Annotated in this window: 11 protein-coding genes; 2 read left to right on the forward strand and 9 right to left on the reverse strand. The window is 68.0% G+C overall.

Annotated elements, in window-relative coordinates:
- Positions 1-89 precede the first annotated feature (89 nt).
- Positions 90-1,505: an LLM class flavin-dependent oxidoreductase gene (locus NNZ72_RS20750; protein ID WP_257317495.1), complete on the reverse strand. Its 1,416-nt coding sequence runs from the start codon at positions 1,503-1,505 to the stop codon at positions 90-92.
- A 217-nt stretch (positions 1,506-1,722) separates the two neighbouring features.
- Here NNZ72_RS20750 and NNZ72_RS20755 point away from each other — a divergent pair, with 217 nt between their 5' ends.
- On the forward strand, positions 1,723-2,934 hold the full coding sequence (locus NNZ72_RS20755; RefSeq protein ID WP_257317496.1) for an acyl-CoA dehydrogenase family protein: 1,212 nt from the start codon (positions 1,723-1,725) through the stop codon (positions 2,932-2,934).
- Positions 2,935-3,046: 112 nt separating this feature from the next.
- Here NNZ72_RS20755 and NNZ72_RS20760 read toward each other — a convergent pair whose 3' ends face one another.
- The 7 genes from NNZ72_RS20760 to NNZ72_RS20790 all read right to left on the reverse strand — a co-directional run bounded on the left by NNZ72_RS20760 (position 3,047) and on the right by NNZ72_RS20790 (position 9,887).
- Positions 3,047-4,252 (reverse strand): SfnB family sulfur acquisition oxidoreductase, encoded by a 1,206-nt coding sequence (locus NNZ72_RS20760; RefSeq protein WP_257317497.1) that lies wholly within the window; start codon positions 4,250-4,252, stop codon positions 3,047-3,049.
- An 80-nt stretch (positions 4,253-4,332) separates the two neighbouring features.
- A complete protein-coding gene (locus NNZ72_RS20765) occupies positions 4,333-5,373 on the reverse strand; it encodes an isopenicillin N synthase family dioxygenase (protein ID WP_257317499.1) in 1,041 nt (346 codons plus the stop codon).
- Positions 5,374-5,386: 13 nt separating this feature from the next.
- Positions 5,387-6,748: an O-acetylhomoserine aminocarboxypropyltransferase/cysteine synthase family protein gene (locus NNZ72_RS20770; RefSeq protein WP_257317501.1), complete on the reverse strand. Its 1,362-nt coding sequence runs from the start codon at positions 6,746-6,748 to the stop codon at positions 5,387-5,389.
- A gap of 26 nt (positions 6,749-6,774) precedes the next feature.
- The gene (locus tag NNZ72_RS20775; RefSeq protein WP_257317502.1) at positions 6,775-7,074 is read right to left on the reverse strand and encodes a hypothetical protein; all 300 of its coding nucleotides are present in this window, start codon (positions 7,072-7,074) and stop codon (positions 6,775-6,777) included.
- On the reverse strand, positions 7,064-7,852 hold the full coding sequence (locus tag NNZ72_RS20780) for an ABC transporter ATP-binding protein (protein WP_257317504.1): 789 nt from the start codon (positions 7,850-7,852) through the stop codon (positions 7,064-7,066). The genes NNZ72_RS20775 and NNZ72_RS20780 overlap by 11 nt, the downstream gene beginning before the upstream one ends.
- Entirely contained in the window at positions 7,852-8,853 is a 1,002-nt protein-coding gene (locus tag NNZ72_RS20785) for an ABC transporter permease (protein ID WP_257317505.1), read from the reverse strand. Before NNZ72_RS20785 ends, NNZ72_RS20780 begins: the two co-directional genes overlap by 1 nt.
- 5 nt (positions 8,854-8,858) lie before the next feature.
- Positions 8,859-9,887, reverse strand: a complete 1,029-nt coding sequence (locus NNZ72_RS20790) for an ABC transporter substrate-binding protein (RefSeq protein ID WP_257317507.1) — start codon at positions 9,885-9,887, stop codon at positions 8,859-8,861.
- Positions 9,888-10,270: 383 nt separating this feature from the next.
- On the opposite strand from NNZ72_RS20790, the gene ssuD reads away from it, so the two are divergent.
- Positions 10,271-11,440 (forward strand): FMNH2-dependent alkanesulfonate monooxygenase, encoded by a 1,170-nt coding sequence (gene ssuD / locus NNZ72_RS20795; RefSeq protein ID WP_257317508.1) that lies wholly within the window; start codon positions 10,271-10,273, stop codon positions 11,438-11,440.
- Positions 11,441-11,458: 18 nt separating this feature from the next.
- Here ssuD and NNZ72_RS20800 read toward each other — a convergent pair whose 3' ends face one another.
- Positions 11,459-12,301 carry an HTD2 family dehydratase gene (locus NNZ72_RS20800; RefSeq protein ID WP_257317509.1) on the reverse strand — a complete coding sequence of 281 codons (843 nt, stop codon included), beginning with the start codon at positions 12,299-12,301 and terminating at the stop codon, positions 11,459-11,461.
- Positions 12,302-12,303: the final 2 nt, after the last annotated feature.

Genomic DNA, 12,303 nt, shown 5'->3' on the forward strand with positions numbered 1-12,303 from the left:
TCTGGCTCATTCTAGGCACCGAAGTGCGAAAAACATATAAAAATGGTATAATTTATTCGCAGGTCGCTCCGCATCCGGTTTCCGGACGCCTACGCCCCCACCGATTTGAGCGGCACCGCGCCTTCGGCCTCGCGCCGCTTCACGGCCTCGATGTCGCGATAGCCGTCGGCGGGGTGGTCCTTCGGCAGGTACGGGCCTTCGCCGAAGAGTTTTTCGCGCAGCGTGCCGGGCCGGTAGGCGGTGGGATAGGCGCCGCGCCTCTGCAGCTCCGGCACGATATGGCCGACGACGTCCTCGAAACTGTCCGGCGTCACCGCATAGGCGATGTTGAAGCCGTCGACGTCGGTATCCTCCACCCATTCCTGCAGGATGTCGGCGATGCGGCCGGGCGCACCGACGAAGACCGGCCCCATGCCGCCGATGCCGCCGAACCGGGCGAGCTCGTCGATCGTCCAGGACTTGTCGCCGCCGGCGATGTGCTCGACGAAGGAATGGATGGCGTTGGTCTCGATCCTCTCGACCACGTCCGTCGGCGCATATTGCCCGAAGTCGATGCCGCTCCAGCCGGACATGAAGGTGAGCGAGCCGTCGTAGGAGACGTAGCGCCTGTAGTCCTCGAGCTTCCGCTGCGCCTTCTCCTCCGTCTCGTCGGTGATGATGGTGATCAGCGTGTAGATATGGACCTTTGCCGGATCGCGGCCGGCCTCGGCGATGCGCCGGCGGATGTCGGCGACATAGGCCTTCAGCACGGATTTCGTCGGCGCGGCGACGAAGATGCATTCGGCGTGGGCGGCCGCGAAGGCCTTGCCCGGACCGGACGCGCCCGCCTGGTAGAGCACCGGCGTGCGCTGCGGCGACGGCTCCGTCAGCCCGTAGCCCGGCACCTCGAAATACTTGCCCTTGTGGCCGATCTCGTGGACTTTCTCCGGATGGGTGAAGATGCGCCTCTCGCCGTCGCGCACCACCGCCCCCTCCTCCCAGGATCCTTCCAGCAGCTTGTAGAGCACCTCGACATATTCGGCCGCGACCTCGTAGCGGTTGTCGTGGCGGCGAAGGCCGCCCTGCCCGACGTTCTTCGCCCCGCTCTCCAGATAGGACGTGACGATGTTCCAGCCGACGCGGCCCTTCGTGTGATGATCGGCCGTCGCCAGCCGGCGGGCGAAGGTATAGGGATGCTCGAAGGAGGTCGAGGCGGTGATGCCGATGCCGAGGTGCTCGGTCGCAAGCGCGATCGGTGCCGCGAGCTGCAGCGGGTCGTTCACCGGGATCTGCGCCGCCTGGTGGATGGCATGGTAGTTCGAGCCCTTGTAGACGTCGTAGTAGCCGATGACGTCGGCGATGAAGATGCCGTCGAAGACGCCGCGCTCCAGCGTGCGGGCGAGATCCTGCCAATAGTCCAGATCCTTGTATTTCCAAGACTTGTCGCGCGGATGGGCCCACAGTCCCGGCGACTGGTGGCCGACGCAGTTCATGTCGAAGGCATTGAAGCGAATGTGGCGCGCCATGGCGGTCTCCAGCGTCTTGGATGCCGAGCGGCATCGTACGGTGACGAAGGATAGCGCCTTCGCATCCTAAATACAGAAATTCTATCTTTTATATATACTAATTTCCGGAACGGCTTTGCTGGCGCGCGGGCCGAGGGCTTGGGACTATGGCGCCACATCATCAGGCAGCCGGTCCGCGGCAGGTTGCGGGTTCGGCCGAAACGCGGGAGACCCAGCCATGAACGCCCTACACCGCCTCAAGGAGACCGACCATCCGGACGACCGCGCGCTGCTGTTCGCCAGGGCCGAGGAGATATCCGCCGACCTCGCCCGCCGCGGCGCGGAACTGGACGCGGAGGGCAGGCCGCCGAGCGCGGAAATCGAGCGGCTGAAGGCGGAAGGCCTGCTTGCGGCGCTGCATCCGCGGGAGATCGGCGGCGGCGGGCTCGACTGGGTCGACGGCCTGCGCCTCGTGCGCATCCTCGCGCGCGGCGAAAGCTCGATCGGCCAGCTCCTCGGCTATCACTACGTCAACAGCCAGTATGTCTACTGGGCGGCGGACGATCCGGACAAGGCCTGGGACCTCGGCGTGGATACCGTCGCCCGGAAGCTCTACTGGGGCGCGTCCGTCAACCCCCGCGACCCCGGCCTGACGCTGACGAAGGACGGCGAGCGCTATCTCCTCAACGGCCGCAAGACGTTTTCCACCGGCGCCCACGTGTCCGACCGCATCAACGCCAACGCGGCCTTCGGCGACCAGGTCGCCAACCTCGTGCTGCCCACCGACCGGCCCGGCTACGTCGCCAACGACGACTGGGACAATATCGGCCAGCGGCTTTCGGACAGCGGCAGCGTCGAGTTCCGCGATTTCCCGGTCTACGAGAGCGACTTCCTCCTGCCGCTCGTCGCCAGGGATGCGGCACCCGCCGTGCAGGCGACCTTCAACACGCCGCTGATCCAGCTCGTCTTCGTCAACTTCTACATCGGCACCGCGGAGGGCGCGCTTGCCGCCGCCCTCGACTACGTGCGCACGACGACGCGGCCCTGGATCACCTCCGGCGTGGGGTCGGCGAGCGAAGACCCCTACATCCTCGAGCGGATCGGCGAATTCCAGGCCGCGCTCAAGGCCTCCGCCGCGCTGGCGGACATCGCCGCGGCCGCCGTGCAGGCGGCACTCGCCCGCGGCCGCGCCGTGACCGAGCGCGAACGGGGCGAAGCGGCGATCGAGGCCTATGCGGCCAAGGTCAACGCCACCCACGTGGCGCTCGACGTCACGGCGCGCATCTTCGAGCTGACGGGCGCCCGTTCCACGGCCTCCCGCTACCGCTTCGACCGCTACTGGCGCAACGTGCGCACCCACACGCTGCACGACCCGGTCTTCTACAAGGCCCGCGAAGTGGGCGACTTCTCCCTGAACGGGCGCATCCCGGAACCGAGCCTCTACAGCTGAGGCGCAAACCGAAAGGCGGCCCGCATCGGCCGCCTTTTCGCGACCAAAAAAAGCGGCCGCAACCTTCCGGTTGCGGCCGAGTCGACCACCCCTCGCCACGAGGGATTGCGGATCAGAGCGCGCCGTTCCTCGGCGGCACGACGCCGTTCAGGTGATAGTTGCCGACGACGTGATATTTCCAGCGCACGGGGTCGTGCAGCGTGTGGGTGCGCGCATTGCGCCAGTGGCGCTCCAGGTTGAGGCCGCGCTTCGTCGAGGATGTGCCGGCAAGCTCGAAAAGCACGTTGGTGGCCTCTATCGCCAGCTCGCTCGTCAGCACCTTGGCGGCGGCGACCGCGAGCGTCGCCTGCACGGCGTTCTCCTGCGTGAGATTGACCTGCGCCTGGTCCACCTTGCGGCCCGCCCGCTCCAGCGTCGCCTCGGCGGCCGCGAGGCGGATCGCGAGATCGCCGATCCGGGCGATGGTCAGCGGATCGTCGGCGGCCCGCTCGACGCCGCTGTCCGTCCACGGCCGCGCCTTGTCGCGGACGTAGCCGATCGTCTCCTTGAACGCGGCGCGGGCGATGCCGAGGTCGATGCCCGCATGAATGATCTGCCCGACCGAGCCGATCGTGCCCGGGCGCTCGAAGCCCTTCTGATGCTGCACCACCGCGTCGGCGGGCACGTAGACGTCGCGCAGGATCGTCGTACCGCTGCCGGTCGTGCGCTGGCCGAAGCCGTCCCAGTCGTCGACGATCTCGATGCCCTCCGCGCCGCGCGGCACGAAGGACATGGTCAGCCGGTCCTCGCCGTCGAGCGCGAAGATCGCCACCCAGTGGGCGAAGAGCACGCCGGTCGAATAGAACTTGCGGCCGTTGATGCGGAAGCCCGTGCCGTCCGGGACGATGCGCGTGTTGTAGTGGCCGACGGTCTTCGTGCCGACCTCCGACAGGGCATTGCCGAAGCGGTCGCCTGCGAGCGCCCGGCCGTAGTAGAAACGCTTCTGCTCCTCGCTGCCGTCATGGCGGAGCGCCTCGAGGATGTAGAAATGGTTCTGCGGTATCTGGCCGATCGAGCTGTCCGCCTCCGACAGGATCGCCGTCACCTCCGCCAGCACGGCGTTCGACACGTCGATGCCGCCGAATTCGGCCGGGACGGTGATGGCGAGCAGTCCGGAGGCCGAGAGCCGGTCCAGTTCCTCGTAGGGAAGGGCCCGCTCGTAGTCGCGCCGGCTCGCGCCGCTTTCAAATTCGGCCGCGAGCTCACGCGCGACCGCAAGTGCATCCTCCTCGCTGGCGATGCGCCGGACGGTCTGGGGAAGTCGGGCAAGATTGGTCATGCGACGGACCTTTCCTGGAAAGGGTGGCGGCGGCACGCGCCGGAAGCAATGTCGTCGGTCATGGTCGTCCCGTCCTGCGGTCAGGCATTCGCCGGCTTCTCCAGGAGATGGAGCAGGTCCGGATGGTGGCGCGCCGCCACGTCCGGATGGGAGCGCAGCCGGCTCTTCAGATGGTTGATGCCGACCTCGCGGAAGATCGGGTTCAGCGGATCGACGGTGACGCCGCGCTCGCCGCGCTTCAGCGCGTCCGGCAGCGGGATCACCGGGATCGTCGCGTCGTAGCGGGCGCCGAGGAAGAAGGCGACCGAGAAGCGCTCCGTGCCGGCGGGCGGCGTGACGACGTCGTGCACGTCGGCGCGCACGAAGCCGTTCGTCGCCAGTTCGAGAAGCTCGCCGCTGTTGATGACGAAGGTGCCGGGCACCGGCGGCGCCTCGATCCATTCCCCTTCCTCCGTGCGGATGCGCAGGCCCGGCGTCGTGTCCTGGAGCAGCACGGTGACGAAACCGCCGTCCTTGTGCGCGCCGACCCCCTGGTCGCTGCCGGCGGCCTCGCGGCCGGGATAGCGGATGATCTTCAGGAGCTGCGAGGGCGACGGCTCGTAGATCTCGGCGAAGGCGTTCTCCGGCTGGCCGAGGGCGAGCGCGATCGCCTTCAGCACGTCGATGCCGACGCGGGTCACTTCCGCCTGGTAGCGCAGCAGCAGCGGCTTCAGCTCCGGCAGCGCCTCCGGCCACTGGTTCGGGCCGTAGAGCCGGTTCCAGGGCGCATCGGGCCCGGCCTCGACCGGCGCGCCCTCCGTGTTGATGTCGAGCTGCTCGCGCCAGTCCTGCTCGCCGCGGGTGCGCTCGTAGCCCGCCCGGTTGTAGCCGCGGAAATGTGGCGACTTGACCATCTCGATCGAAAGCTTGTCCGCCTCGGGAAGCGCGAAGAAGCGCTTGGAGGCGGCGAGCACCTCGTCGATGAGGCTCTGCGGCACGCCGTGCCCGGTGAGATAGAAGAAGCCGTGATCGTGCAGGACGCGCGTCAGTTCCTCGACGAATGCGGCCCGCTCGGCCGGCCCGCCGTGGAAGCGGGAGAAGTCGATCGTCGGCAGGTGGATGGGCTTGGTGTGGATGGTCATGGGCTGCTCCTGCTCAGGCCAGTGCGATCGCGCGTTCCAGGTCGGCGATCAGGTCGTCCGGATGCTCCAGGCCGATCGACAGCCGCACGTAGCCGGGCGTCACGCCGGTTGCGAGCTGGTCTTCCAGCGAGAGCTGCGAATGGGTTGTCGTCGAGGGATGGATCGCCAGCGACCGGGCGTCGCCGATATTGGCGAGGTGATAGAAGAGCTGGAGGCTGTCGATGAAGCGGCGGCCCGCCTCGCGCCCGCCCTTCAGCTCGAAGCCGACGAGCGCGCCGAAATGGCCGGGCTCGAAATATCGCTCCGCCCGGGCCCGCGCCTCGCCCTCCTGGAATTTCGGGAAGATCACCCGCTCCACTTTCGCATGGCCCTTGAGATATTCGGCGATCTTCACCGCGTTCTCGTTGTGCTGGCGCAGGCGCAGCGGTAGGGTCTCGAGGCCCTGAATGAACTGGAAGGCGTTCTGCGGGCTGATCGCCGCGCCGAGATCGCGCAGCAGCACGGCGCGGGCGCGCAGGATATAGGGATGGAAGGCGATGGCGTCGGCCTTCTCGATCCAGGTCTTGCCCTGGTAGCTCGGGTCCGGCTCGTTGAGGTTCGGCTGGCGGTCGATATGCTCCGCCCACGGGAAATTGCCGCCGTCGACGATGGCGCCGCCGATCGAGGTGCCGTGGCCGCCGATGTATTTCGTGGTGGAATAGACGACGACGGCCGCGCCGTGCTCCAGCGGCCGGATGATCAGCGGCGCGGCCGTGTTGTCGACGATCAGCGGGATGCCGTGGCGCCGGCCGATGGCGGCGACCTCGGCGATGGGGAAGACCTCCAGCTTCGGGTTCGGCAGCGATTCCGCATAATAGGCGCGGGTGCGCCCGTCGGTCGCCTTGTCGAAGGCCTCCGGATCGGCCGCGTCGACGAAGCGCGTCTCGATGCCGAAGCTCTTCAGCGTGGCGGCGAAGAGCGCCCAGGTCCCGCCGTAGAGACCGGCGGCGCTGACGATGTTGTCGCCGGCCCGCGCGACGTTGAGGATGGCGAAGGCGGAGGCCGCCTGGCCGGAGGAGAGCGCGAGCGCCGCCGCACCGCCTTCCAGCTCGGCGAGCCGCTGCTCGAAGGCGTCCTGCGTCGGGTTGGAGACGCGGGTATAGAGATGGCCCGCCGCCTCCAGCGCGAACAGCTTGTCGGCACCGTCCGTGCCGGGAAGCTGGAAGGAGGTCGTCTGGTAGATCGGCACGGCCACGGCGCCGCTTGCCGGATCGAAGCGGAAGCTGCCGCCGTGCAGCGCGATCGTTTCCGGATGCCGGCTCTTGAAGAGGGCGGTTCCGGCCGGCGGCTGCACAGTGTCCTGCTCGGCGATCTCGGGGGACTGGTGGATCGTCATGACGCTTCTCCTTTGATGATGCGCCCTCAGGCGCGTGAGGGACGGGCGGACAGAAGGGCGCCTGCGACGAGGATGCTGGCTGCCGCCCAGAAGGCCTCCGGCGCGTACCACCGGATGCCGTAGAGATGGTCGTCGGCGCAGAGCGCCTGGGCGAGCGCGCAAAGGTCGGTCGCGCCCGCGATGCAGGTGACGGCCTGGCGGACCGTGAGATAGTCGTTGGCGACGACCTTGCCGAAGATCAGCCACCACCAGCCGAGCGCGGTCAGCGAGAGGAGGCCGCCCGCGGCAGCCACGGCCGGATAGAACGCGCGCCCGCTAGACGTCATGGGAAATCCCCAGCTTTTCCAGCAGCGAACGGCGGAGCGCCACGAGCGTCGCATCGTCGCGCCGGCGCGGATGCGGCTGGTCGACGCGCACCTCCGCGACGATCGAGGCCGGGCGATCCGACAGCACGATCACCCGGTCGGCGAGCAGCAGCGCCTCCTCGACGTCGTGGGTGACGAGCAGCGCGGTGAAGCCGGCGCTCTTCCAGAGATCCAGCAGCTCGTTCTGCATCCTCAGCCGCGTCAGCGAGTCGAGCTTGCCGAACGGCTCGTCGAGCAGCAGGAGCTTCGGATCGTTGACGAGCGCCCGGGCGAGCGCGGCGCGCTGCGCCATGCCGCCCGAGAGCTGGTGCGGGAAGAACTCGGCGAAGCCTTCGAGCTTGACGAGCCTCAGCACCTCGTCGATGCGATGTGCCTGCGCGCGCAGGAGGCCGCGCGCCTCCAGGCCCGTCGCCACATTGGCGCGCACGGTGCGCCACGGAAACAGCGTCGCGTCCTGGAAGACGAGGATGCGGTCGGGGTCCGGCGCCGTGATCGGCCGGCCGTCCTCGCGCACGCTGCCCGCCGTCGGCGTCTCCAGCCCGGCGGCGAGCCTGAGCAGCGTGGACTTGCCGCAGCCGGACGGCCCGAGCAGCGCCACGAACTCGCCCGGCGCGATGGAGAGGCTGACGCCGTCGAGGACCTGGAGCTCCTTGCCGTCCAGCTCGTAGCGGTGGGAAACCGCCTCGACGTCGAGAGCGATGCTGCGCGATACCGGGGATTCGGCGATGGCGAGCGACATCAGAGGATCCCCTTCTGCCAGCCGAGCAGCCTGTCGCGCACGAGGAAGAGCAGGCGCACGAGCCCGGCGCAGATCAGCGCCATGACGATGAGGGCGGCATAGACGTTGGCATAGGCCGAATAGGCCGTGTTGAACTGGAGGTACCAGCCGAGGCCGAACTTGGCGCCGAGCATCTCGGCGACGACCAGCACGGCGAAGGAATAGTAGAGCCCCATGAACAGCCCGACGAAGACGTTCGGCAGCGAGGCCGGGATCGCCACCTTGAGCACGAGGAAGCGGTTGTCTGCGCCGAGCGTGCGCGCGACGTCATAGAAGGACCGGTTCACCTGGCCGACGCCGGCGGCCGTCAGTATGGCGACCGGGATGCCGGAGGCGAGCGCCACGAGGAAGATCGAGGCGTGAAAGGTCGTCGGGAAGATGAAGAAGGTGCAGGGGATCCAGGCGCTCGCCGGCACGGGACCGATCAGCTTGAGGAGCGGCATGCCCCAGTAGGCGAAGCGCTTCGACCAGCCGAGCGCCACGCCGGCGGCAAAGCCCACGAGGATGCCAGAGAAGAAGCCGAGCCCCCAGAGCCGCCCGGTATAGGCGACGCAGATCAGCAGGCGCTCCCAGTCGGTCACATAGACGTGGAGGAGACCCTGCGGCGGCGAGAAGAAGGGCTTGGGCAGCCAGCCGAGCTTTGCCGTCAGCACTTCCCAGGCGGCGAGCCAGAGGCCGAGCACGACGAACCACGGCCCGTAATGCACCAGCGTCCGCCCGAGGCCGCCGAGCCGGTGGACCGTGACGGAGAGCGTAAGAAAGACGCCCGCCCCCGCCAGCATCACGGCCGCAAACGCGTCCGTCGCCCCCCAGACGATGACGTCGGGCAATCCGTAGGTCAGCGCCGCCGCGAGAAACCAGGTTCCGGCCGCCAGCAGCCCGTTTCGCCAGATCCCGGCGGCGGTGAGGGCGAAAGGCTGCCGCCCTGCCCCACCGAATGTTTCTTCGACAGCGGCGCTCATCGGGATCACGCGAAGATATCGATGGTGATGCGGTTGGCGATCTCTTCCGGATCGGTGGAGGCGTCGACGACCCCCGTCAGCTTGAGGTCCTCGTAGCCGATCCGCACCTCCTTCAGCAGCTCCTTGCCGAACCAGTGGTCGTGATAGGTGAAGGAAGAGAGGACCTCCGTCAGGTCCTCGAGCGGCAGGCCCGGCTTCAGCGTGTCGAAATACCACTTCGCCACTTCGTCCGGGTGCTTGGCCGTGTACTGGTGGATCTCGAGGTTCGCCGCGGCGACGCGCTTGATGGCGTCCTTGTTGGCCTCGTAATAGTCGCCGTTGACGCCGAGCACGCAGCAGACGCGGTCCTTGAACGTGCCGGTCTGCGTGTCCGCCACGCGCCGGAAGCCGTGCTGCTTCTCGTAGGAATAGGCCCAGGGGTCCATGTGGGCGACGGCATCCGCCTCGCCCTTCAGCACGCCTTCGGCCACCAGATCGAACGGGAAGACCTTCCAGGTGACGTCGGCCTCCGGATCGAGGCCGGCCTTGGCGAGCGCGACCGAGAAGGCGACGCGCGAGGGCGACATGACGTCGAAGGTGCCGATCGTCTTGCCCTTGAGGTCGGTCAGCGTCCTGATGTCGGAATCCGGCTTGACCAGCACGCTCTGGCAGCCGCCGTGCGAACCGGCGAAAAGGCGCACGTCGAAACCCTGTTCGATCGGCTTCAGCCAGTCGTAGAGCAGGCCCGGCCCGGCTTCCGCCTTGCGGGTGGCGAGCGCCTGGATCAGCGTCTGGCCGCTCGAGCCCTGGTAGAAGAGTTCAACATCGAGACCGTGCTTGGCATAGATGCCTTTGGCGAGACCGAAGCCCACGGGCGAGTGGCAGGCCGCCACCTCGGTCCACTCCAGCTTGATCGGGATGAGATTGCCGGCGATGGCATAGCGCGTCGAACGGGCGCCGATCACGCCGGCGGCGGCGGCCGCCGCCGTCACGCCCGCCGCCCTGATCAGGCCGCGGCGCGAGATGCCTCTGGATGCGTTGGTGTCCTGGTTCATCGAAGGTCCCCTCGGGAAGTTGAGGAGGCCAGATTATCAAAATCGCATTTTGTTGATAGATTTTATAGATTATATCGCCGGGCAGGCGGAGAATATTCTTTCTTTCGGAAGCCGGCCTTGCGGACGGCTATCCTCACCCGGGCGGGACCGGCGAACGGGCGAGAGCCATCGCGGCGCCTCCCCTTCAGGATACGCGGAATTCCGTCTTCTCCGATCCTCTTCGCAAGGCCTCGCGATCAATAATCCCAACACCCCGGCCAACAAGAGAATAGAATTCCTTACTGAACCTATAGAATTTATTATGATGCCGCATCCCGCCGGCGGCCACCGCAGGCGGCACCGTTTTCGACCGCCCCCAGCCGCACCGGCAGAAAGACATCCAGATGACGAAAGCCGACCAGCCCCTTGATTTCCTCTGGTTCATCCCGACCTCCGGCGACGGCGCCTATCTCGGCTCCGACGAGCTCAGCCGTCCGGCCGACCCCGGCTATTTCCGCGAGATCGCGACCGCCGTGGACCGGCTCGGCTATTCGGGCGTGCTCATCCCGGTCGGCGTGGCCTGCGAGGAATCCTTCGTGCTGGCCGCCAACCTCGCCGCCTATACGGAGAAGCTGAAATTCCTGGTGGCGATCCGCCCGGGGACGGCGACGCCCGCCTATTACGCCCGCCTCGCTTCCACGCTCGACCGCGTGTCGAACGGCCGGCTGCTGCTCAACATCGTCGTCGGCGGCAGCGCGCAGGAGCTTGCCGGCGACGGCATCTTCCTGCCGCATGACGAGCGCTACGACCACGCCGCCGAATTCTTCCAGGTCTTCAACGAGCTGATCGAGACCGGCCGGTCCAACCTCGACGGCAGGTACATCAAGGCGATCGATGCCCGGCTCGGCCTGCCGCCGGTGCAGCAACCCCGCCCGCCGATCTATTTTGGCGGCTCGTCGGATGCGGCGATCGAGTTCTCGGGCGGCCTCGTCGACAAGTACCTGACCTGGGGCGAGCCGCCGGCGCAGGTGGCCGAGAAGATCGCCCATGCCCGCAGGGCCGCCGCAGCCAGGGGCCGCGAGGTGACCTTCGGCATCCGTCTGCATTTCATCGTGCGCGAGACCGACGAGGAGGCGTGGGACGCGGCCGACCGGCTGATCTCCAGGCTCTCGGACGAGGCCATCGCCGCCGCGCAGGAGACGCTGACGAAGAACTCCGATTCCGTCGGCCAGGCCCGCATGGTCGCGCTCCACAACGGGCGACGCGACCGGCTCGAAGTATCGCCGAACCTGTGGGCCGGCATCGGGCTGGTGCGCTCCGGCGCGGGCACGGCGCTGGTCGGCTCCCCGAAGACGGTCGCGGCGCGGCTGCGCGAATACCAGGAACTCGGCATCGACACCGTCATCGCCTCCGGCTACCCGCATGTGGAGGAAGCCTATCGTGTCGCGGAACTGCTGTTCCCGGAACTCGGCCTGCCCGGCCCGCGCAACCAGCTGCGCTCCTCCTTCGGCGACCATCAGGTCTTCGGCGGCGGCGGCCACGGCGGCAACGTCAAGCTGGCATCGGCGTCGTAGGCCGCGGGCCGCCCCGGGCTACGCGCTCCGCGCCTCCATCGTCACGACGCCCTGGTCGTTCACGACCCAGAGGCGCGTGACGTCGTCTTCCCGCCTGCCGTTCAGCGAGAAGACGGTGCCGTCGAAGAGCGGCGCCGTCGCGCGGAAGCCGAACTGCGACGGCAGGCGTCCCCCGTCCATGTCGACGGCCATCTGCAGCAGGAAGGTCGCCTGCAGCGGACCGTGCACGACGAGGCCGGGATAGAGCTCCTCGTTGCGGCAATAGTCCCGGTCGTAGTGGATGCGGTGGCCGTTGAAGGTCACGGCGGAATAGCGCATGAGCAGCGTCGCCGTGCCCTCGATCTCGGCACGCCTGTCCGGTTGCGGCAGGTCGGCCTTACGCGGCTCGCCGGCCGGCGGCGCTTCGATCGCCCGGTAGACGAGATCCTGCCGCTCGCTCAGCACCAGGCCGGCCGCCGTCGAATAATCGTGGCTGATCGTCACGAAGCAGAGCGTTCCCGTCCGGCCGGCCTTCTCGGCGACGTCGGCGATGCGCGAGACGCGGCGTACCTCGTCTCCGACGCGGAACGCGCCCGAGAAGCGCAGCTCTCCGCCGGCCCACATGCGCCGCGGCAGCGGCACCGGCGGCATGAAGACGCCGCGCGCCGGATGGCCGTCGCTGCCGAGCGCCGACATCGGTGCGATCTCCGGAGCGAGGCACCAGTGGATGCCGGGCGGCGCGGGGTTCCCCGCGGCGAGGTCGCAGGGACGGTCGAGCACCGCCGCCAGCCCGTTGGCGAGCCGCGGCGTGATGACGTCGGTCGACCGGCGCTCGGCGCCGATCCATGTTCTCAGGTGATCGATGTCGAGGGATGCGGACATGG

Origin of the sequence: Shinella pollutisoli, assembly GCF_024609765.1 — a bacterium.
In the GTDB taxonomy this organism is placed as follows: Bacteria; Pseudomonadota; Alphaproteobacteria; order Rhizobiales; family Rhizobiaceae; genus Shinella; species Shinella pollutisoli.